This window comes from Dermacoccus sp. Ellin185, from assembly GCF_000152185.1.
GTDB lineage: Bacteria > Actinomycetota > Actinomycetes > Actinomycetales > Dermatophilaceae > Dermacoccus > Dermacoccus nishinomiyaensis.
In genome coordinates this window covers 1-20,408 of the sequence record NZ_AEIQ01000090.1, presented here as the reverse complement: position 1 = coordinate 20,408, position 20,408 = coordinate 1, and the positions used below count along the sequence as shown (strand labels likewise).

Genomic DNA, 20,408 nt, shown 5'->3' with positions numbered 1-20,408 from the left:
GGCAAACCCTCCCGATCGACGTGTGGTGGCTCGAGCCTAGCGCGGCAGCACCACCGGACGCCCGGTATTCGGGTCAGGATGCACGACGCACGGGATGCCGTACAGCTGCTCGGCGAGCTGCGCCGTCAGCACGTCGGTCGGCTCGCCCGCCGCGACGATCTCACCGTCCTGCATCGCGACGAGATGGTCGGCGTAGCGCGCCGCGAGGAACAGGTCGTGCAGCACCATGACGACGGTCGTTCCGTGCTCGCGGTTGCGGCGGCGGACGACGTCGAGCAGTTCGACGGCGTGGCCGATGTCGAGGAAGCTCGTCGGCTCGTCGAGCAGGAGGATGCCGGTCTGCTGCGCGAGCACCATCGCGAGCCACACCCGCTGACGCTGGCCGCCGGAAAGAGAATCGGCGGTGCGTTCTGCCAGTTCGCTGACGCCCGTCGCCTCCATCGCCGCGGCGACGGCAGCGTCGTCGTCGGGCCCGCCGCGCCCGAGCAGGCCCTGGTGCGGGGTGCGTCCCTGACGCACGAGCTCGGCCACCGTCATCCCCTCCGGCGCAATGGGGTGTTGCGGCAGCAGCGCGAGGGCCTTGGCGACCTCGCGCGTCGGCGTCGCGTCGATGCTGCGCCCGTCGAGAAGCACATCGCCGGCCGCGGGCTTGAGCAGCCGCGCCAGGCCCGCGAACAGCGTCGACTTGCCGCAGCCGTTCGCGCCGATCAGCACGGTGACCGCGTTCTCGGGCACCTCGAAGGTGATGCCTCGCACGATGTCGGGGCCTGCGGAACGCCCGGATCCGTAGCGCAGGACGAGGTCATGGGCGGCGAGGGACGTCACGAGGCACGGCCTTTCGAACGGCGGGGCGGGCGCTGCGAGGTCAGCAGCAGCCAGGCGAGGACAGGCGCACCGGCGAGGCCGGTGATGATCCCGACGGGCAGCTTGTTGTCACCGGGAACGAGGTAGGCACCGACGTAGTCACCCGCGATCGTGATGATCGCGCCGACGAGAGCGGCCGCGACGATGGCGGTGCGGCCCATGAGGCGCCGCGAGATCGGGCCGGCGAGCAGCGCGACGAACGAGATCGGCCCGCAGACACTCGTCGTCACGGCCACACCGATGACGACGACGCCGAACGTCACGGCGCGCACGAACCCGTCGGGCACGCCGAGGCCGATGGCGAGCGGGCGCCCCATCTCGAGCACGCGCAGCCAGTGCGCGAGGGCCGCGAGGACGACGAGCACGAGCGCGCCGACGACGGCGAGCCGGGTGATCTGCGGCCACGACACGGCCGAGACGGACCCGGCGAGCCAGGCCATCGCGTCCTGCGCCTGGTAGGCGTTCGACTCGAGCAGGATCCACTGGATGAGCGACTGCAGCGCGGCGGCCAGGGCGATCCCGACGAGGATCATCCGCGGCGTCTGCCCGCGTGCCATCCCGAGGATCACCGCGGAGACGGCGAGGCCACCCGCGATGGCGGCGCCCGTCACGCCCGCGCCGCTCCAACCGAGGATCGTCGTGCAGAACACGGCCGCGGTGCTCGAGCCGAGCGAGATGCCGAGGACGTCGGGGCTGGCGAGGGGATTGCGCACGAGCGACTGCATCGCCGCACCGCACGCCCCGAACACGGCGCCCGCGAGCAGGCACGCGAGCGCGCGCGGCAGCTTCGACTCCATGACGATGTAGTTGGCGGCCGGCACGTCGACATGCTCGCCGCGAAGGATGCGGACGAAATCGGGAATCGTCACGGTGAAGTCACCGAGCAGGCACCGGGCCAGAAAGACGCCGAACGTCACGAGCACCAGCGCAACCAGCATGACGCCCCGACGTCGGCGGCGCGCGGCGTCGAACGTGTTGGGCGTCGTGGCGTGTGCTGCCGTCGCGCGCTTCACAGCGACCTCATTCGTGCGACGACCCACAGCAGTGCCGGGCAGCCGAGGACGGCCGTCATGATGCCGACCTGCACCTCACCGGGCGGGGAGACGATGCGGCCGAGGGTGTCGGCCAGCACGACGATGCACGCGCCGAGCACCCCCGCGGCCGGCACGAGGACGCGGTAGGACGTGCCGATGAGCGGGCGCAGGACGTGCGGCGCGACGAGCCCGACGAAGGCGATGGGCCCGGCGATACCCGTCGCGGCCGCGGCGAGCAGGACGCCCGCTCCACCGATGACGAGCCGCAGCCGGCCAGGACGCTCGCCGAGGCCGGCGGCGACGGAATCGCCCATGGCGAGGACGTCGAGGCGGCGTCCAGAGGCCAGCAGGACGAGAAATCCGATGAGCAGGAACGGCACAGCCGGCACGAGATCGCCGAGGTCACGGCCGGCGACGGACCCGACCTGCCAGAAGCGGTAGGTGTCGAGCGACTTGCCGTGGGAGACGAGCACGGCCTGCGCGATCGACGACGTGCCCGCCGTGAACACCATGCCGGACAGCGCCAGCGTCAGCGGCCCCGACTGCGACGCCTGCCCGAGAGCGCGCGCACCGAACGTCGCGAGAGCCATGACGGCGACCGCCGCGACGGCAGCGCCGACGAGCGACAGCAATACGTACCCGAGTAGGTTCGAGACGCCCCACCACGTGATGCCGATGACAACGGCGAGCGCCGAACCCGCGTTGATGCCGAGGATGCCGGGGTCGGCCAGCGGGTTGCGGGTGATGCCCTGCATCGCCGTCCCCGCCATCGCGACGGCCGCGCCGACGATGATGCCGATGGCGGTGCGGTCGCCGCGCGAGGCGAGCAGCGCCGAGACGTCACCGCCGTGGAACGAGCCCGCCCCGACGGTGAGCGAGACGGCGACGGCGAACGCGAGCAGCAGCGGCAGCGTCAGCCCGCCTGCGAGCACGCGGCGGGCGTCGATGCGCGGCGTGCGACGCTGATCGGTGCCGGCGCGGGGCGCGGCGGGAGTCGACATCGTCACCCTTTCCAGTGGAACGACGATTCGCCCGGCGCGTCACACCGTCGCGCGGTGGCAGCCGGGCGAACCCTCGAACGAGCCTACGCTCAGGCCTTCTTCGCGGCCTCGGCGAGCTTCGGCAGGAAGGTGTCGATCGCGACGGGGATCGACAGCGGCGTCGGGCTGGCCATCGTCTCGGACGCCTTCTGGTCGGTCAGCGCGAGGTAGCTGCCCTTCTTGAACGCGGGGATCTGCGACAGCAGCTTGTCGGAGGTGATCTTCTTCGTCGTCGCTGCGTCCATCGCGTCGAACACGATGATGTCGGCGTCGAGTTCGGATGCCTTCTCGGCCGACAGTTCCGTGGAGAACGTCTTCGCGCCCTGGCTCGCCTTCGTGACGAACGACGGCGTCTTCAACCCGAAGTCGGCGAGGCCGCGCGGACGGTTGTCGTTGAGGGTGTAGACGGTGATCGAGTTGAGCTTGGCCGCGTCGAAGTAGACCCAGGCGACGCTCTTGCCCTTGAGTTCGGGGTGCTTGTCGAGGGCCGCCTTGACCTTGGCCTGCGTGTCCGAGATGACCTTCTCGCCCTCGTCCTTCTTGCCGAGCGCCTCGGCGATCATCTTCGTCGACTCCTGCCACGACGTGCCGTAGGGGTACTTCGGGTACGCGAGGGTCGGGGCGATCTTCGTCAGCTTGTCGTACTCAGCCTGCTTGAGGCCCGAGTTCGTGCCGGAGATGAGGTCGGGCTGGTACTGGGCGACCTTGTCGACGGGCGTCCCGTCGGCGTCGCTGTAGCGCTCGGGCGCCTTGCCGCCGACCTCCTTGAGCTTCGCGTCGAACCAGTCGCTCGACTTCGCGGCGTTGCCACCCCACGTCACCGCCGGCGCGGCGACGGGCACGACGCCGAGGGCGAGCAGGATGTCGGCGTCCGACCAGCCGGCCGTGACGATCTTCGTCGGCGCCTTATCGAGCTTCGTCGTGCCGAGGGCGTGCTTGATCGTGACGGGGAAGCCCGCGCCGCTGCCCGCCGAGCCGGCCGATCCTGACGTGGCACTCGAGGCCTTGTCGGACGACGAGCCGGTGCTGCAGGCGGCGAGGGCGCTGGTGGCACCGGCGGCGGCGATGGCGAAGAAGCCACGGCGGTTGATCATGCGGACGACCTTTCGTTCAGGCGCACGACGGCACCCGTGTCATGACGTGATGGTTCTCGCGAGGCCCTGCCGGACCGCGAGTTAGGCAATGCTAACCTTAGAGAAGTCGAGATCGTCAACCGCGCGGACTGAGGCTCACGTCGCGTCTCAGATAGGTGCGGGGACGGCATCACCACCGGCCACGGCAGTCACCGCCGGGCCACCGAAGGAAGGCGGGACGCGTGAGCGACCAGCCCCACGACGCGATGACGCCACCACGCACCCTGCTACGGGTCGAGCGCGGCGAGGCGGGCCGTGTGCTGCGCGAACTGCGCGCCCAGGACTTCGTCTTCACCGTGCTCGAGCGCGAACAACCATCTTCGCGGCTCGTGCGGATTCGATTCTCGGGCAACGGTTTTCTGCGTACACACGCGCCGTATCCGACGATGTGGGTGCGGCTGTGGTTCGCCGATCGCTCCGGCACGGGTGCGGGGCATCAGCGGGCGTACACGCTCGTCGACCCCGACGTCCCGACGGACACGTTCTGGCTCGAGTTCGCCATCCACGACGGTTCCGCGACGGCGTGGGCGCTCGGCGCGCAACCGGGCGATCAGGTCGAAGCAAGCCTCTACGGTTCGGAACCGTCGCTGCCGGGCTGCGACGACGTCGACCATCACCTGCTCGTCGGCGACCCCGCGTCACTGCCCGCGATCAACTCGCTGCTCGACGCCCTGTCGCCGGCGCCGACGACCGTCGTCCTCGAATGGACGCACCCTGACGACCGCGCACTGCCGGTGCGACTGCGCGACGGCGACGCGCTGCGCTGGGTGCGCCGCGAACGTGACGGCGGCGCGCTGCTCGACGCCGTCGACGAGGTGCTCGCCGACCTGAGCCAGTTGGGCGACCCGGCGCTCGGGCGCACGTGTCGCGGTGATCGACCGAATCTTCTTGCCGTACCGGCCGATTGCCCGCGCGTTTTCGCGTGGGGTGCGTGCGACACCGTCACGACACGAGCTCTGACGAAGAAGCTGCGCGCCGCGGGTCTCGCGAAGAACTGCGTCAAGACGCTCGGCTACTGGCTTCCCTCCACCCAGACCGCTGCCCTGACGGGCTGACGCTCGACGCGAGCGATCGGCGCAGCCGCCCGCCGCGCCGATCGTGCTGAGCGTTCCTCACTCGTTCGGGATGTTGCGTTCCAGCTCGGCCAGCCAAGCGCGCGACGACGCGTCGGACGGCATGCGCCAGTCACCACGCGGCGACAGTGCGCCGCCGGCGCTCACCTTCGGCCCGTTCGGCAGTGCCGAGCGCTTGAACTGCTGGCTGAAGAAGCGCTTGTGGAACACCTCGAGCCACTTCTTGATCTCGGCGAGGGAGTAGGCGGGGCGCTCGTCGTCGGGGAAACCGCTCGGCCAGCGCCCTTCGTCAGCGTTCTGCCAGGCGTGCATCGCGAGGAACGCGATCTTGCTCGGGCGCGCACCGTGCGTCAGCACGTGGTACAGCGTGAAGTCCTGCAGGTTGTAGGGGCCGATGGAGTCCTGCGTCGACTGCGGCTTCTCGCCCTCCTTCGTCGGCACGAGCTCGGGCGAGATCTCGGTGTCGAGGATCGACAGCAGCGTCTCGCCGACCTCGGCGGAGAACTCGTCACCCGAGGCGACCCAGCGGATGAGGTGCTGCATCAACGTCTTCGGCACGCCCGCGTTGACGCCGTAGTGCGACATCTGGTCGCCGACGCCGTACGTGCACCAGCCGAGCGCGAGTTCGGACAGATCGCCGGTGCCGAGGACGATGCCACTCTTCTGATTCGCGATGCGGAACAGGAAGTCGGTGCGCAGGCCGGCCTGGACGTTCTCGAACGTCACGTCGTAGACGGGCTCGCCGCTGCCGGCGGGGTGGCCCATGTCCTTGAGCATCTGCGTCGCCATCGGCCGGATGTCGACCTCCTCGAACGTCACGCCGAGCGCTTCGGCGAGCTTGTACGCGTTCGACTTCGTGTGATCGCTCGTCGCGAAGCCGGGCATCGTGTACGCGAGGATGTCGGTGCGCGGGCGCCCGACACGGTCCATCGCCCGGGCGGCGACGATGAGGGCGTGCGTCGAGTCGAGGCCACCGGAGACGCCGATGACGATCTTCGGCGCGCCGATCGAGCGCATGCGCTGCTCGAGGCCCGAGACCTGAATCTCATACGCCTCGTAGCAGTCCTGCGCGAGCTGCGCGTCGTCGGCGGGGACGAACGGGAAGCGCTCGATCTCGCGGAGCAGGCCGCGGTCACCGTCCGGGGCGCCGAGTTCGAACGGCACCTCACGCAGCGGACGCGCCGGGCCGATGCCCGGACGGTTGTCGTCGTAGCTGTTGAAGCGCATGCGGGCCTGGCGGATGGCGCCCAGGTCGACGTCGGCGATGCTCGTGCGCGGGCCGCTCGGGAATCGCTCGGATTCGGCGAGCAGCGTGCCCTGGTCGTAGATCATCGTCTGCCCGTCCCAGGCAAGGTCGGTCGTCGACTCACCCTCGCCGCTCGCGGCGTAGACGTACGCGGCGAGGGTGCGGAACGACTGGCTCTGCACGACGAGGCTGCGCTGCGACGACTTGCCGATCGTGATCGGCGAGCCCGACAGGTTCATGAGGACGCTCGCGCCGGCCGCGGCGGCCTCGGACGACGGCGGGATCGGCACCCACACGTCCTCGCAGACCTCGACGTGGATCGCGAGGTCGGGCAGGTCGACGGCGCGGAAGATGAGGTCGGGTCCGAACGGCACCTCGCCCAGGTCGCCGAGGTCGATGTACTGCCCGCGCTGGTCGAGACCCGGTGCATACCAGCGCTTCTCGTAGAACTCCTTGTAGGTGGGCAGGTGGCTCTTCGGCACGACGCCGAGCACCTCGCCGTCCTTGATGACGACGGCACAGTTGAACAGCCGCGTGCCCTTGCGCAGCGGCGCGCCGACGGCGAGCACCGGCGTCAGACCTTCGGAGCCGTCGACGATCGTCTTGATGGCCGCGAGCACGTCGTCGAGCAGCACGTCCTGGAAGACGAGGTCGTCGATGCTGTAACCGGTGAGGTCGAGTTCAGGGAACACCGCCGCTGCGACGCCCCGGTCGTGCAGCTCGCGGGCGACTTCGAGCACGCGCGCCGCGTTCGTCGTCGGATCAGCGAGCGCGACGGGATGCGTCACCGCAGCAACGCGCGCAAAACCGTGAGCATAGAGCGAGCGGAAGTTCATGCCGTCAGTGTGTCAGCCGGGGGTGCCAACCGCGAGCGTCAGGCAGGCCGGACTCGTGGTGATCTCGGAAGCACGCAGCGACGGCGCCGTCGTCGTCGCCTGGTCAGGGGAGGCCGGGTGCGTGGCGAACCTCGCGAGCAGATGCGCCCGCTTCACTCCGCCGGCTGGCCCTCGCTGTGGCGCGTCGACCACAGACCCGCGGCGAGGCTTGCGCCCCACACCAGGAACAGCGGATCCCAGATCCAGGCGTGCCCGATCATCGCGGCACGGTCGAAGCCTCCGTCAGGATGAACGGCGCCGAGCAACACGGCGTTGCCGAGCACCGTGTTCGCGCCACCCCACGCCACGAGCACGACGCTCCCTACCCAGCAGACGGGGCGCGTCAGACGACGCAGCGGCCAGCCCCGCCTCGCCAGCCAGAGCGGAGCGACCGCACACACGCCCTTGACCAACGCCACCGGGTACAAGACCCACATGATGCCGGCGAACTGAGCCACGAAGCTGTCACCCATCGTCCACAACAACCCCCGCCCGCCCAGCGCCCAGTAGAGCGTCACCGCGGCATGGATGACGCCCGCGAGTGCGGCGAGGACGAACCAGCACGACGCTGACGAGCGGCGACCTGACGGTTGGACGGTCACGCTCTCACCTGCCCGTCGAAGGGATGCTCATGCCCGCTGAGTCAGCTGACGGTAGGTGCCGACGCTGCTGCCGTGACATGCAGATGGGCGTCGAAATAGTCGTGGATGCGCTGCCAGGCGTGCTCGGCATCGTCGCGGCTGCCGCCGAAGCCGGCCACGTGCCACAGCGGCGCGAGCGTCGGAATACAAATCGGGCACGATGACGACGTAACCCCACGACGCGATGCGTTCCGCGTGCGCACGCATGTCGTCGTTCGCGCCGAAGATCTCCAGCACCATGACGACGCCGGGCCACGGCCCGTCCCCGGCAGGGCGCGCAAGGTAGGCGGAGAGGCGCTCAGAGCCACCCTGCTGCCTCGAAGCCTGAGCCAGATCAACGGTGCGTATCAGGACGTCAGCCATGCCGTGACCGTACTCCAGAGGCCCCCACGCCCCGCTACGCCGCGACGTGAACATCGAACGAACACCCGTGCGACGATCGGGCACAGCCGCGTCGAATGCGCCGTGCCAGAGCCGGAGCGGGCGACGTCCGCCGCCGATCAGCCGCGAGGTGTTCCGTCACCGGCCTGCATCTGTAGTGTGACGTGAGACACATCCACAGCTGTTGGAGGCCTCATGTTCGCCCTCACCACTCGGATCCCCCGCCGCCTGGTCGAGCACGCCAAACCCGGCGTGCGCTGGAGCCTGCAGCACGCCATCCCGCGCAGGGCGCTGGTGCGTGTCGCGTCGCAGGGCGACCCGCAGGGGGTGCTGAGCACCGAGACGACGGGCCTGCTGCCGGAGGAGCTCGAGCCGATCCTCGCGCGCATCCGCAATGGCGGAGCCATCGTGACCGGCAAGCTCTCGACGCTGACAGGCGAGCACGACGCCGTCAACGAGGTGCTGACGAGCAACGACTTCCGCACCGGCTTCCCCGGCGACACCTCGCGCGCGGTCCGCGGCGCGCTGACGTGGGCGGCGAGCACGACGATCGGGCCGCTCGAGCCGCCGTCCCTGCTGGCCACGGACGGCCCCACGCACACGCGCAACCGCAAGCTCGTCACCCGCGTGTTCACCGCGCGCGCCGTCGAGGCCCTGCGCGAACGCACCGAGCAGGTCGCCACCGAGCTGCTCGACGACCTCGAGGCCGACGCGCGCGCCGGGCATGACGTCGACCTCGTCGCGCGCTACTGCGAGCAGCTGCCCGTCACCGTCATCGCCGAGATCCTCGGGGTCCCCGAGAGCGAGTACGAGACGGTGCTGCGTCTCGGCGGGCACGCCGCTTCGAGCCTCGACCTGGGGCTCGACTGGGCGACGTTCCGCCGCACCGAGAGCGCGCTCGACGAGTTCGACGCGTGGCTCGAGACCCACCTCGCCGCCAAGCGAGCGCAGCCGGGTGACGGCCCGTTCAGCGCGCTCATCCAGGCGCAGGACGACGGCGTCGGCCTCAGCGACCAGGAGCTCAAGTCGGTGGCCGGGCTCGTCCTCGCCGCCGGTTTCGAGACGACCGTCAACCTGCTCGGCAACGCCATCCGGCTCATCGTCGGCCACCCCGAGCAGCTCGCGGCGCTGCGCAGCGGCGAGGCGTCCTGGCTCAACGCCGTCGAGGAGACGCTGCGTTTCGACCCGCCCGTGCTGCTGACGGCGCGCACGGCGACGTGCGACACGCGCGTCGCAGACGTCGACGTCGCCGCCGGGACGCTCGTCGTCACCGTCTTGGCGGCAGCCAATCGCGACCCGAAGATCTTCGACGACCCCGACGCGTTCGACGTGCACCGCGAGAACGCGCGCGAGCACCTGGCGTTCTCGGCCGGGCGCCACTTCTGCCTCGGCGCGGCCCTGTCGCGGATGGAGAGCGAGGTCGCGCTGCGCGCGTTCTTCGACCGCTTCGACGTCGAACTGCTGCCGGGCGCCACCCGTCGGCCCACGCGCATCCTGCGGGGATACGCGACGCTGCCGGCGCGGTTGGCGGCGCGCGCCTGATCGGAAGGTACGACGAGAAGCACGCGAGGCCGACCGCGGCGCGATCGTCGCAGGTGCCGCGCACGACCCAGGCGCCCCGGCGGACAGCGCGGCCCCCGTCATCACCACCCTAGAATCGAGCGACCCCGACGTCAGCCGAAAGCAGCCTCAGTGACCATTCCCGACGCACCTCCCGGATCGACGAAGAGCCGCCGCATGATGGAGCGGCTGCTGGCCGCGCGTCAGCAGCTCATCAGCTTCGTCGTCGTCGGCGGGCTCGCCTTCGTCGCGGACGCCGGCGGGTTCAACGTGCTTCGCTATGCCGGCCCCGATGGGCACGGCATCATGTACGACCAGGCCGTCACGGCGAAGCTCGTCTCGACGGCGCTCGGCGTCCTCGTCGCGTGGCTCGGCAACCGCTACTGGACGTTCAAGGACACACGGCGCGAGCAGGTGCACCACGAGGTGCTCATCTTCCTCGCCGTCAGCGCCGTCGGCGGACTCATCGCCATGGGCTGCCTCGGATTCAGCCACTACGTCCTCGGCCTGACGAGCAAGCTCGCGGACAACATCTCTGCCAACGGCGTCGGGCTCGTGCTCGCGACACTGTTCCGGTTCTGGGGCTACAAGACGCTCGTGTTCGTCGCGGGCAAGCCTGCTGAGGACGTCGAGGTCGAAGCTATTGACGCACCGCCGGCCGCATGAGTGACGCGCACGGCGGGTGGACGACGACGGGCTCCCGCGAGGTCTACTCGAACCCGTGGATCGCCGTGCGCGAGGACGCCGTCCTACGACCCGACGGCGGCGAGGGCATCTACGGCGTCGTGACGATGCAGCATCCGTCGGTGTTCGTCGTCGCGATGGATGACGACGGGGCCGTGCTCATGGTCTCGCTGTATCGCTACGCGACGCGCGGCATGTCGCTGGAGGTCCCGGCAGGCGGGTGCGACGGCGACGACCCGCTCGACGCAGCACGCCGCGAGCTGCTCGAGGAGACCGGTTTCGTGGCATCCGAGTGGCACGAGATCGGGCGGATGAACGCGCTCAACGGCGTGTGCGATGCACCCGAGTTCGTCTATCTCGCAACGGGTCTGACGATCGGCGGCCGCGTGGACGTCGAGCCGCCCGGCAGCGTCGGCGCCCTGGGTGACGGCACCGTGGCCGACGCAGCCGACATCGCGAGCGCCACCGTCGACGTGGAAGCCGAGCAAGCTGCCGAGGGCATCGACGCCGCCCGCTTCGTACCATGGGACGAGGCGATGAGCTTCGTCCGTGACAGCACCATCAGCGACGGCGAGACCGTCGCGGCCCTCATGTACGCGGCACTCGCGACGGGGCGCATCTGAAACCCGGAGATCGTGTCCTGCGCACCCTCGGAACGCAGCAGCACACTCCAACCCGGCCCACCCGTTCGCATCCGAACGACACCTTGCGTCAATCGCGCCCCAACTCGTCAGTAACGCTACCGTCGAGACGGACGCTCGCGCTCGGGCGTCCGACCTGCGCTTCACCAGACCCGAGGAAGACATGCCGACCGACGTCGAAATCGCCGCTGCCACACCGATGCTGCCGATCGAGGAGATCGCCGCGAAGATCGGCATCCCCGCGAACGAGATCTTCCGGTACGGCCCGCACAAGGCGAAGGTCTCGCTGCCATACGTGCAGGGCATGCAGCGTCGCGAGGGCAGCAAGCTCATCCTCGTCACCGCGACGAGCCCGACGCCCGCAGGTGAGGGCAAGACGACGACGACCGTCGGCCTCGTCGACGGCCTCGCCCACATCGGTGAGACGGCCGCGGCTGCGCTGCGCGAACCGTCGATGGGCCCTGTGTTCGGCATGAAGGGCGGCGCCGCCGGGGGCGGCAAGAGCCAGCTCAACCCGATGACGGACATCAACCTGCACTTCACCGGCGACTTCGCCTCCATCGCCGAGGCGCACAACCTGCTCGCGGCGCTGATCGACAACCACCTGCAGCAGGGCAACGAACTGGGCATCGACCCGCGCCGCATCACGTTCAAGCGCGTGCTCGACATGAACGACCGCGCACTGCGCGACATCGTCATCGGCCTCGGCGGCCCGACGAACGGCGTGCCACGCGAGTCGGGCTTCGACATCGTCGTCGCCTCCGAGGTCATGGCGATCTTCTGCCTCGCCACGTCGATCGACGACCTCAAGGAGCGCCTCGGCCGCATCGTCGTCGGCCACACCTACGACACGGAGCCCGTGACGGCCGCCGACCTCGGCGCCCACGGCGCGATGACGGCACTGCTCGCCGACGCGCTCGCGCCCAACCTCGTGCAGACGCTCGAGGGCAACCCGGCATTCGTCCACGGCGGCCCGTTCGCGAACATCGCGCACGGCTGCAACTCGGTGACGGCGACGAACACTGCTCTCGCGCATGCCGATTGGGTCGTGACGGAGGCCGGCTTCGGCGCCGACCTCGGCGCCGAGAAGTTCATCGACCTCAAGTGCCGCTTCACCGGCCTGCGCCCCGACGCCGCCGTCCTCGTCGCGACGATCCGCTCGATGAAGTACCACGGCGGCGTCGCCGTCACCGACCTGACGAGCGAGAACGTCGACGCGATGCGCTCCGGCATGAGCAACATCGAACGGCACCTGCACAACCTGCGCGAGGTGTGGGGCCTGCCCGTCGTCGTCGGCCTCAACCGCTTCCCCAGCGACACCGACGCCGAGATCGCCGCGTTCGTCGAAGGCATCGAGAAGCTCGGCGCGCGCGTCGAGGTGTGCACCCACTTCTCCGATGGCGGCGCCGGCGCGGCGGGCCTCGCGCGCGCCATCGTCGAGGCGACCGAGGGCGGCACGCCCGATCTCCACTTCACCTACGACGACGGTCTGACGCTCGTCGAGAAGGTCGAGAAGATCGCGACGACGATCTACGGTGCCGGCTCGATCGCCATTCCGCCGGCGGTGGCGAAGCAGATCTCACAGTTCGAGGCCGAGGGCTACGGCCACCTGCCCGTCTGCATCGCCAAGACGCAGAAGTCGTTCACGACCGACGACGCGATGCGCGGCGCCCCGTCCGGCCACGTGCTCGAGGTGCGCGAAGTTCGCCTCGCCGCCGGCGCCGGCTTCGTCGTGTTCGTCTGCGGATCCCTCATGACGATGCCCGGCCTGCCCAAGAAGCCCGCCGCGCTGGCCATCGACGTCGACTCCGAAGGCCACATCACCGGCCTGTTCTGAACCGCTTGATCTGACCAGACGATTCCAGGCCTGCGCCGGGCCGGCCCTCGGCCGCCCCCGCCGTTCCGCGTCGCGTCGCGGCGCCGCCCGCCCTCTCGCGTGCAAGTGCACCCGGGTGCACTTGCACGCAGGTGCATGCGGGCGCATGGGTATAGGCGACGCGTCGTCAGGGAACGAGTTTGCGCAGGATCCGCGCGAGGTCGACGCGATCAGCCGCGTCGAGACGGTCGACGAATACCTCGCACACTCTCGCCACATGAGGGGGCGCGGCCTTCTCGATGGCTGCGCGCCCCTCACGCGTGATGACGACGCGCGCGCCACGCGCGTCCTCGGCCACGTCATGGCGCTCGACGAGACCACGCTTGGCCATGCGCGTCACCTGGTGAGAGACGCGGCTTCGTTCCCACTGCAACCCCGCGGCGAGTTCGGAGAGGCGACGTTGCCCGTCGGGTGCGTCGGTGAGATGAACGAGTACCTCGAAGTCAGGCTCGGAGAGGCCACTGGCCTTGAGGTCGCGCGCGATGACTACGTGCTGACGAGCATGAACACCCAGCCAGGCGCGCCACAACGCTTCCTCGTCGGAGCGCAGCCATCGACCGTCGTGATTCATACCACTCACCCTAGCGCCTGGTTGACACGTCACCTACCGAGCATGCCAAGCTTTAGGTGACACATCACCAACCTTGTGAGGGCCGATGCGCACCACCGGCAACCTGTTCACCCTGCCCGCCCCGATCCGTGACGCCGGGCTCCTGCTGGCCCGCGCCCTGCTCGGAGCCGTCCTCATCCGCCCACGGATGGCAGAAGCTGCACACGAACGGCATCGACGCCACCACCGCGATGTTCGAGAAGATGAGCGTCCCGGCGCCGCACGCCTCCGCATGGTTCGCGGCCCTCACCGAACTCATCGGCGGCGGCATGCTCGTGCTCGGCGTGCTGACGCCGCTCGCCGGCCTCCTCGTCGCCGTCGACCTCGCCGGTGCCTGGTGGTTCGTGCACCGCAGCCACGGCGTCTTCGTCGACGAGAGCGGTTGGGAACTCGTCGCCGCCCTCGGCCTCGCCGCCTTCGTCTTCGCGATCGTCGGCCCCGGCCGCTGGAGCGTCGACGGCCTGCTCAACCGCCTGCGCAGCCGCGGAGCCACCAGCGACGAGAGCCGCACTCCCAACGCCCTCACGCACGAGGACACCGCCGCGCGCGGCGCTCACGTCGCCGGCGCAGCCACCGACGGTACGGCTGACGACACGCGCGCGACGGCGCCGGCCTGAGTCTGCTCCGAGCCGGCGGCCCCACCCGCCGTACCGAAGAGACGAGGCCCCCGACCTGCACGAGCAGGATCGGGGGTCTGGCGCGTCAGAGCCCGGCGCTGACGACGATGGGAATACTCACGCAGCGACTCGGTGGCCGATCGTCGAGGTAGACCCGACCCCAGCGGGGACGAGGGCGCTCACAGGTCGGTCAGACATCACGCCACTCAAGGCAGGACGCGGCTCAGGGCAGAACGCGCGGGCTGTATTTCGCCGCGCGAGCTTCGGCCAGCTGCGCCTGCTTGGCGCCGGCCTTCGCGAACGCCGCCTTGCGCGCCTTCGCCGTGTTCTGCGCCATGAGCAGGACGAGCTGTTCGGCGCGCTCGCGCCGGAACGTCGTGCGTGCCGACGTGTTCCATGACCGGTTGAACAGACGCTTGGCGGCGGCCAGCTGGTCGGGAGACTTCTGCGTCAGCTCGTGCGCCAGATCCATCGCCGCGGCGAGCGGGTCGTCAGCCACCTCCGACGCGAGGCCCAGTTCGACCGCGCGTTCACCGGAGAGCATCTCGGCGGTCATCGTCAGCTTCTTCGCGACGTCGATGCCGACGAGTTCCTTGAGCGACTGCACGCCCGACATGTCGGGAATCAGCCCCCACTTGCCCTCGAGCACCGCCCACTGTGCATCACTTGTCGTGTAGCGGTAGTCGCCGGCGAGCGCGATCTGCAGCCCGCCGCCGTAGCAGTGCCCGTGCACCGCGACGATGACGGGCACCGGCACGCGCCGCCACGCCCAGCAGGCCTCCTGGAACGTGTTCGTGCCACGCCACGGACGCGGCAGGAAGACGGGCACGATCTTCGCTGGCTTCGCCATCACCTCACCGAAGTCGAGGCCCGCGCAGAACGACCGCCCCTCGCCCGAGATGACGACAGCGCGCACCCCCTTGTTGCGGCGCACGTGATGCGCAGCGGCGACGAGCTCGCCGAGCATCGGCAGCGTCAGGCCGTTCAACTCCTCCGGACGGTTCAGCTTCACGTGCGCGATGCCGCCCGTGATCGTCGTCTCCACATTCGCCATCCCGCCAGCCTAGTGACGCGACCCGCCCTCGTGGGGCGATTCGTCGACGCCGGCACGCGACGTGGTGTGCGGGCACGGATCCGGCGCAGCCATCCGAGCACCGGGCCAGACGTCACGACACGTCGGCGCGACGGTCGTCGACCTCGTGCCCCTCGACCCCGCGGCTCTCAAGGACGTGCGCCTCGTGCTCGTGCTGGGCGCCGGCGAAGAGTTCGAACGCGATGACGATGATCCACGGCACGATCGTGCAGATCGCGAGGACGACAGCGAGCGAGACGCCGTGCGCGGCGAGGAACGCCGCGAAGCCGAGGACGACGAGGGCGAGGCGCCAGGATCGCGGTGTGCAGGCCCGCCCACAGCTGCAAGGACACCGGGGGCCAGGGCGTCGACTGGACGGGCGCCGTGCTCGTCGCCATCAGCGGCCGCCGCGATCGCGTTCGGGTTCGCCCCTCGATGCGCCGGGGCGGAGCGGGCCGCGCGCACCCACTGCCCGAGCATCGCCAGGCGCATGATGCCGTACCCGATGACGATGACGGTGTTGTCGAAGTGGCCGTTCTCGACGGCGTGGAACAAGTCGGGGATGCCGAGCGTGAAGATGACGACACCGATCATCTGCACCATCGTCAGCAGCCGGTACAGCCAGTCGTCGGTGTCGTATGCACTCACGAACCACGAGTAGTCGATCCACTCCCAGATGATGCCGAAGCTCGTGAAGCAGAACGATCCGACGCCCGCCGCGACGTGCCCGTGCGCGAATGAGTGCGCGCGCTGCGACGCGCCCGTGGCGACGGCGACGACGAACGTCAGGTCGAAGGGCAGCTCGAGCGTGCTCGCGACGCGTCCACCCTCGTGTGGTGGCGCCCGCTCATGGGGCGCAGACGCGAACGCAGACTGTCGGGATCGACACGGGTGGGCGCGGCTTCACTCATCCGCACCACGTGATGGCAGTGCGACGCCGCCCCGCGCCATGCCCACTTCGGCTCCTGGCGCGTCCGCGGCTCAGGCGGCGATCTCGACGAGCGAGCCGGCCACCATCTCGTACGTGCGGGCCCCGACGAGCGACGGCGCGTAGGCGTGAACGCTCAGCGCCGGGGCATCGCCGACGGGGGCCGTGCGGTGCACGAGATCGCCGGCGAACGTGCGGCTCTCCCCCGCCCCGACGACCGCGCTGACGGTGGTGCCGCGCACCCAGCGCTCCTCGCGCAAAGCTCCCTTGACGACGACGAAGGCGCCCGTCGCGCGCCCGTGGTCGTGCCATTCGCTCGTCGACCCGGCCGGCCAGCTGATCGCCCACATCTGCAGGTGCGGCGTGCTGGCGAGCTCGACGCGGCGTCGCTCACCGCCGTCGGGCAGGTCGTCGAGGTGCGCGGCGAGCGACTCGTCCGAGGCGAACAGGCGCGCGACACGCATGAGTTGCTCGTCGGTGAAGCTCGTGATGCCGGGGGCATCGGCTGCGGTGTCGGGTTGCGGGTGGCGGTTCATGCTGAGGCTCCGAGAGCTGGGGGTTGGCGTGAAGGGCGCCTGATGGGGCGCGATGGTGGCCTGATGAAAAGCGGGTAGGGCACGCCGACGGTGCGTCGTGGCCCTCCCCGACCTTGACGAATGGTTCCCCCACCGTCTCACGTCGAACGTCGACGGTGGGGGCAGCGCGCCGACGAAGTCGCGTCGACTGCGCGTGTTCGCGACGAGCGAACGCGAGCAGCACGAGCCGGCGCGTCGCGTCGGGGTCGTCGATCAGTCGAGTTCGAACGCGACGTCCGTCAGCGAGCGGCGGCGACGCGGCTTGTTCTCGCGCTCGATGTTGGCGGCGAGGTCGTATTCCTCGACGCGGCCGGCGAGCGTCGTGACGGCGGCGTGCTCACCGTCGCGTTCGGCGTCGGGCCAGGCGCGGCCGACGGCGATGCCCGCCATCGGCGCCCATGCCTCACCGAACGCGGCTCGCGTAGCGATGGCGTCGTGGTCGAACCCGGCGAACTGGTGGACGGCGAGGCCCATCGCGTGCGCCTGCAGCGTCAGGTACGCGGTCGCCTGGCCCGTGTCGTGTGCGGCGGTGGCACCGAAGACGAACTCCTTCGACGTCTCCGGCAGCTTCGCAACCTGCACGAACGAGACGGCGAGCATCGAAGCAGCCGGCGCCCAGCGTCGATTGCCGCGCGCGAGCGTCTCGACGATGGCGGTGAACGTCGGATCCCACTCATCCCCCTGACGGCGACCGACGAGGTAACGGTACGGCTGCGAGTTGCCGGCGCTCGGCGCCCAGCGGGCCGCGTCGAACAGAGTCGCGAGGTCGGTGTCGGAGAGGTCGTACGACGGATCGAACACGGCCGGGCTGCTGCGGCGGGCGACGACGTCGAGCACGGCGTCGGCCGGGGCCTCGCTCGTCGAGGCGAGAGCATCGTGAAGAGTCATGCCACCACCCAAGCACGTCGCGCCGACAAGCGCGGAATCCCGGCGCTGTGGGGAGGCTGAGAGTGCTGCGGAACGGAAGCGCCCGCCACCGCGGATGCGATGACGGGCGTCTCCCTCTTCCCCAAGAGTCCTGCCGCCGATGCGTGCCGGTTCAGGCGTGCAGGGAGCGGGCGCGGCGCCGGCGGGAAGAACACCGGGCGCCGCCGAACGCCGACGCGGGAGGGGTCGTGCGGCGTTCAGGTCGATGGGACGAGGGGGTCCGAGAGCTCTGCGCGGGGCGTGATGTGGCGATCACGCTGCGGCACACGGCTTCAGGGGTGGGCCTTCGTCAGAGGGAGGCTTCGACGCCGTTGGAGAACATCGAGTCGTGCAGGCGCACCTTCGTCAGCTTCGTGCCCTTCGGCGCGTCGAAGACGAGGATGCCCTTGAGCGTGTTGCCCGGGTTGATCTCGGTGTAGAGGGTGTCGTTGCCCTCGATGTAGATGGCGCCGTCCGAGGTCGCCTCATAGCCGACCCCGTTCGCGTCGTAGGCCTTCTGGTCGTCAGCCGACAGCGACTGCGTCTCGGTGCCGGTGTTCTTCACCGTCACGTGCACGAGCGTGTACGCGCCCTGCGCCTTCTTGTTGAGATATTCGCCGCCGATGCTCGGCACATCGCGCTCGATCTTCGTCACGGTGAAGGTGAACTTGCCGTCCGTCACCGACTGCCCGACGGCGGGCAGAGCGTCCTTCTTCTCCTCCTTCTTCGACTCGTCCTTCGCGGTGTTCTTCGCGTCGCTCTTCGACGTGCCGGACGAGGACGCGCTCGAGGCGGACGAGTCGTTCTTGTTGCCGCCGCCTGCCGCGCTGGCGATGCCACCGACGACGCAGAGGGCGAGCAGCCCCGTCAGGATCTTGTGACGGACGAAGAAGTTCTTCTTCTTCGGCGGCTCCTGCGGCTGCCACTGCTGCTGCGGGTAGCCCTGCTGGCCGTTCTGCGGGTAGCCGTTCTGGGGGTAGCCCTGCGCGCCCTGCGGGTAGCCTTGCGCGCCGTTGTTGCCGTTCTGGCCGGTCGAACCGTCGAAGTGGGTAGCGCCGTTGCTGTTGTTCATCGTGCACTCCGGGGAAGAGTCGACGCAGATCGCGTCGGGTGAATGGAAGTGCCGCATCCGCCGATTGCTCGGCTGCGACCCCCGAAGACTCGCTGCCCGGCAGCACCTGCCACATCACCCGATCAGTCAGACGTCACCTGCCCGATCGGGCAGAACCGCCGAGAATGGTGTCGAGCGATCGAGCCCGCCCCCCTCACTCGCCCCGGCGAAGCCAACTGAGTCAGTTGGTGCGACCTGCGTCAGCCGTGACTGACTGACTCAACCGCGCTCGCGCTCACGGTGAGAGCGCGCCGCGCGTACGTCGTGCAGCCGGTCGAGAATCTTCGTGGCCGCATCCTTGCTCAGCATCCAACGCTGGATGCGCGGATGACGCCCTCGTACGTGAGGTTGACGCCGTCGATGTTGATCTTCGTCGGCTCCTTGTGCAGGAGGTTGTCGAGCTCGCGCTTGGTGTAGTCCTTGATCGGCTTGTCCATGTCGAAGAACTTCGAGCAGGCGAAGATGCGGCCGTACCAGCCGTCCATCATCATGCCGGGGACGGTGAGAGCGCCCTCGGCGAGCGACTTGGTCTTGTCGAAGAGCTGATCGAGGTCGAAGTCGCTGACGCTGCCGCGCCCCTCGCAGCGCACGCACATGCCCCCGGTGACGGTGAACTGCCGCACCTCGCGGGTGCCGTCGGCTTTTGAGGGAGCCCGACCCGAAGCCGACCCGACGATGAACGAGTACGCCCGCGGGCCGCCGATGCTCGGCGTCGCGATGCGCGAGAACAGGATGCGCAGCATCGCATTGACGTCGGTGCCGGTGCCGACCGTCGAGCGCGGATTCGCGCCCATGCGTCACGGAAACCGACCCTGCGAATGTGTACGAGAATCGCAGATGTGCACACCCCGCCAGGCGCAGAACGCCACGTTGTCGGTGGCCGCGTCTAGGGTGAGCGGCGTGACGATGCCAGCGCCCAGCACCGACCCGCCGAACAGGCTGGCGACGCCCCTCGGCACCCCGCCCGCGGCGACGAATTCGACCGCGCCTCTCGGCAACTCCTCACGTGCACGTCGTCGCGCCACGAACGCCGCCATCATCGTGGGCACCATCTTCTCCGCGTCGCTGGCCGCGGCCTACGTCACCCCGCGCATGGACGGCGCGGCGCCCGGCGGCTCGGGCAACGCGCTTAGCGTCACCGCGTTTCTCGCCTCGATCGCAGCGGCCGCCGGCCTCTGCTGGCGACTGCGTTCGACGACGGCGCTGCTCGTCACCGCTGCCCTCGCGTGCCTGCCCGGCCTCGCCCTGCCCACCGACAGTCTGCCCGCGCTCATCGCGATGGCGAGCGTCATCGTGTGGCACCCTGACGTCCGCGCGCACGTCGCCGTCAGTGCCGCTGCCACGCTGGCGACGTTCGTCGCCGTCTGGCGTGACTCGCGCGGCACCCGCGACGGCACGAGTTTCTGGAACAGCATCGAGCACCCTGACGGCTCGTCCGGCTCGTGGCCGGCGATGCCGTGGTGGCAGGTCGCGCTCATCACCGCCCTGCTCGTCGGTCTGTTCGCGGGGGTGGCGCTCGTGCGTCGCAGCCGCCGTGACGC

At 69.8% G+C, this 20,408-nt stretch carries 19 protein-coding genes and 3 pseudogenes; 7 read left to right on the top strand and 15 right to left on the bottom strand.

What is annotated here, in order from left to right:
• Positions 1–36 precede the first annotated feature (36 nt).
• From HMPREF0321_RS10535 to HMPREF0321_RS10520, 4 genes are all read right to left on the bottom strand, one after another.
• A complete protein-coding gene (locus HMPREF0321_RS10535; protein WP_006946336.1) occupies positions 37–825 on the bottom strand; it encodes an ABC transporter ATP-binding protein in 789 nt (262 codons plus the stop codon).
• On the bottom strand, positions 822–1,877 hold the full coding sequence (locus HMPREF0321_RS10530; protein ID WP_006946330.1) for an iron chelate uptake ABC transporter family permease subunit: 1,056 nt from the start codon (positions 1,875–1,877) through the stop codon (positions 822–824). Before HMPREF0321_RS10530 ends, HMPREF0321_RS10535 begins: the two co-directional genes overlap by 4 nt.
• Positions 1,874–2,899, bottom strand: a complete 1,026-nt coding sequence (locus tag HMPREF0321_RS10525; protein WP_006946320.1) for an iron ABC transporter permease — start codon at positions 2,897–2,899, stop codon at positions 1,874–1,876. The genes HMPREF0321_RS10530 and HMPREF0321_RS10525 overlap by 4 nt, the downstream gene beginning before the upstream one ends.
• An 89-nt stretch (positions 2,900–2,988) precedes the next feature.
• On the bottom strand, positions 2,989–4,032 hold the full coding sequence (locus tag HMPREF0321_RS10520; RefSeq protein WP_006946315.1) for an iron-siderophore ABC transporter substrate-binding protein: 1,044 nt from the start codon (positions 4,030–4,032) through the stop codon (positions 2,989–2,991).
• Between the two features lie 221 nt (positions 4,033–4,253).
• On the opposite strand from HMPREF0321_RS10520, the gene HMPREF0321_RS10515 reads away from it, so the two are divergent.
• Positions 4,254–5,126, top strand: a complete 873-nt coding sequence (locus tag HMPREF0321_RS10515) for a siderophore-interacting protein (protein WP_006946324.1) — start codon at positions 4,254–4,256, stop codon at positions 5,124–5,126.
• A 57-nt stretch (positions 5,127–5,183) separates the two neighbouring features.
• Here HMPREF0321_RS10515 and HMPREF0321_RS10510 read toward each other — a convergent pair whose 3' ends face one another.
• The 3 genes and pseudogenes from HMPREF0321_RS10510 to HMPREF0321_RS17440 form a co-directional block, all read right to left on the bottom strand.
• Complete coding sequence (locus HMPREF0321_RS10510) at positions 5,184–7,226, bottom strand: NAD(+) synthase (protein WP_006946304.1); 2,043 nt, start codon at positions 7,224–7,226, stop codon at positions 5,184–5,186.
• A gap of 152 nt (positions 7,227–7,378) precedes the next feature.
• Positions 7,379–7,867 (bottom strand): DUF3995 domain-containing protein, encoded by a 489-nt coding sequence (locus tag HMPREF0321_RS10505; protein ID WP_006946325.1) that lies wholly within the window; start codon positions 7,865–7,867, stop codon positions 7,379–7,381.
• 234 nt (positions 7,868–8,101) lie between these two features.
• Positions 8,102–8,146: pseudogene (locus HMPREF0321_RS17440) on the bottom strand (hypothetical protein); the annotation flags it as partial.
• A 336-nt stretch (positions 8,147–8,482) separates the two neighbouring features.
• Between HMPREF0321_RS17440 and HMPREF0321_RS10500 the strand changes: the two are divergent.
• From HMPREF0321_RS10500 to HMPREF0321_RS10485, 4 genes are all read left to right on the top strand, one after another.
• Positions 8,483–9,829 (top strand): cytochrome P450, encoded by a 1,347-nt coding sequence (locus HMPREF0321_RS10500; RefSeq protein ID WP_006946332.1) that lies wholly within the window; start codon positions 8,483–8,485, stop codon positions 9,827–9,829.
• 150 nt (positions 9,830–9,979) lie between these two features.
• Complete coding sequence (locus HMPREF0321_RS10495) at positions 9,980–10,513, top strand: GtrA family protein (protein ID WP_006946334.1); 534 nt, start codon at positions 9,980–9,982, stop codon at positions 10,511–10,513.
• A complete protein-coding gene (locus HMPREF0321_RS10490) occupies positions 10,510–11,154 on the top strand; it encodes an NUDIX domain-containing protein (protein WP_006946308.1) in 645 nt (214 codons plus the stop codon). The genes HMPREF0321_RS10495 and HMPREF0321_RS10490 overlap by 4 nt, the downstream gene beginning before the upstream one ends.
• Positions 11,155–11,335: 181 nt before the next feature.
• Positions 11,336–13,009, top strand: coding sequence for a formate--tetrahydrofolate ligase (locus HMPREF0321_RS10485; protein WP_006946328.1), 1,674 nt, complete (start codon positions 11,336–11,338; stop codon positions 13,007–13,009).
• Positions 13,010–13,175: 166 nt separating this feature from the next.
• Here HMPREF0321_RS10485 and HMPREF0321_RS10480 read toward each other — a convergent pair whose 3' ends face one another.
• On the bottom strand, positions 13,176–13,619 hold the full coding sequence (locus tag HMPREF0321_RS10480) for a MarR family winged helix-turn-helix transcriptional regulator (RefSeq protein ID WP_006946314.1): 444 nt from the start codon (positions 13,617–13,619) through the stop codon (positions 13,176–13,178).
• A gap of 128 nt (positions 13,620–13,747) precedes the next feature.
• Between HMPREF0321_RS10480 and HMPREF0321_RS10475 the strand changes: the two genes are divergently transcribed.
• Positions 13,748–14,275, top strand: coding sequence for a DoxX family protein (locus HMPREF0321_RS10475; protein WP_006946321.1), 528 nt, complete (start codon positions 13,748–13,750; stop codon positions 14,273–14,275).
• Between the two features lie 223 nt (positions 14,276–14,498).
• Here HMPREF0321_RS10475 and HMPREF0321_RS10470 read toward each other — a convergent pair whose 3' ends face one another.
• From HMPREF0321_RS10470 to HMPREF0321_RS10445, 7 genes and pseudogenes are all read right to left on the bottom strand, one after another.
• Entirely contained in the window at positions 14,499–15,329 is an 831-nt protein-coding gene (locus HMPREF0321_RS10470) for a crotonase/enoyl-CoA hydratase family protein (protein WP_040014879.1), read from the bottom strand.
• A gap of 112 nt (positions 15,330–15,441) precedes the next feature.
• Positions 15,442–15,570 (bottom strand): hypothetical protein, encoded by a 129-nt coding sequence (locus tag HMPREF0321_RS17260; protein WP_256359111.1) that lies wholly within the window; start codon positions 15,568–15,570, stop codon positions 15,442–15,444.
• A 269-nt stretch (positions 15,571–15,839) separates the two neighbouring features.
• Positions 15,840–16,136, bottom strand: a pseudogene (locus tag HMPREF0321_RS17435) (low temperature requirement protein A); the annotation flags it as partial.
• 192 nt (positions 16,137–16,328) lie between these two features.
• The gene (locus HMPREF0321_RS10460; protein WP_006946327.1) at positions 16,329–16,811 is read right to left on the bottom strand and encodes a cysteine dioxygenase family protein; all 483 of its coding nucleotides are present in this window, start codon (positions 16,809–16,811) and stop codon (positions 16,329–16,331) included.
• Positions 16,812–17,063: 252 nt separating this feature from the next.
• Positions 17,064–17,738 (bottom strand): nitroreductase family protein, encoded by a 675-nt coding sequence (locus tag HMPREF0321_RS10455; protein WP_006946317.1) that lies wholly within the window; start codon positions 17,736–17,738, stop codon positions 17,064–17,066.
• Positions 17,739–18,066: 328 nt separating this feature from the next.
• The gene (locus tag HMPREF0321_RS10450) at positions 18,067–18,828 is read right to left on the bottom strand and encodes a DUF4352 domain-containing protein (protein ID WP_050786562.1); all 762 of its coding nucleotides are present in this window, start codon (positions 18,826–18,828) and stop codon (positions 18,067–18,069) included.
• 333 nt (positions 18,829–19,161) lie between these two features.
• A pseudogene (locus tag HMPREF0321_RS10445) lies at positions 19,162–19,664 on the bottom strand (excinuclease ABC subunit UvrA); the annotation flags it as partial.
• A 103-nt stretch (positions 19,665–19,767) separates the two neighbouring features.
• Here HMPREF0321_RS10445 and HMPREF0321_RS10440 point away from each other — a divergent pair.
• On the top strand, positions 19,768–20,408 hold a 641-nt coding region (locus HMPREF0321_RS10440; protein WP_217490543.1), incomplete at its 3' end, for a hypothetical protein.

Bases quoted from the DNA above. Each gene is read 5' to 3' on its own strand.
- HMPREF0321_RS10525 (WP_006946320.1), bottom strand. From the start codon at position 2,899: ATGTCGACTCCCGCCGCGCCCCGCGCCGGCACCGATCAGCGTCGCACG.
- HMPREF0321_RS10520 (WP_006946315.1), bottom strand. From the start codon at position 4,032: ATGATCAACCGCCGTGGCTTCTTCGCCATCGCCGCCGCCGGTGCCACC.
- HMPREF0321_RS10510 (WP_006946304.1), bottom strand. From the start codon at position 7,226: ATGAACTTCCGCTCGCTCTATGCTCACGGTTTTGCGCGCGTTGCTGCG.
- HMPREF0321_RS10500 (WP_006946332.1), top strand. From the start codon at position 8,483: ATGTTCGCCCTCACCACTCGGATCCCCCGCCGCCTGGTCGAGCACGCC.
- HMPREF0321_RS10490 (WP_006946308.1), top strand. From the start codon at position 10,510: ATGAGTGACGCGCACGGCGGGTGGACGACGACGGGCTCCCGCGAGGTC.
- HMPREF0321_RS10485 (WP_006946328.1), top strand. From the start codon at position 11,336: ATGCCGACCGACGTCGAAATCGCCGCTGCCACACCGATGCTGCCGATC.
- HMPREF0321_RS10480 (WP_006946314.1), bottom strand. From the start codon at position 13,619: ATGAATCACGACGGTCGATGGCTGCGCTCCGACGAGGAAGCGTTGTGG.
- HMPREF0321_RS10470 (WP_040014879.1), bottom strand. From the start codon at position 15,329: ATGGCGAATGTGGAGACGACGATCACGGGCGGCATCGCGCACGTGAAG.
- HMPREF0321_RS10460 (WP_006946327.1), bottom strand. From the start codon at position 16,811: ATGAACCGCCACCCGCAACCCGACACCGCAGCCGATGCCCCCGGCATC.
- HMPREF0321_RS10455 (WP_006946317.1), bottom strand. From the start codon at position 17,738: ATGACTCTTCACGATGCTCTCGCCTCGACGAGCGAGGCCCCGGCCGAC.
- HMPREF0321_RS10450 (WP_050786562.1), bottom strand. From the start codon at position 18,828: ATGAACAACAGCAACGGCGCTACCCACTTCGACGGTTCGACCGGCCAG.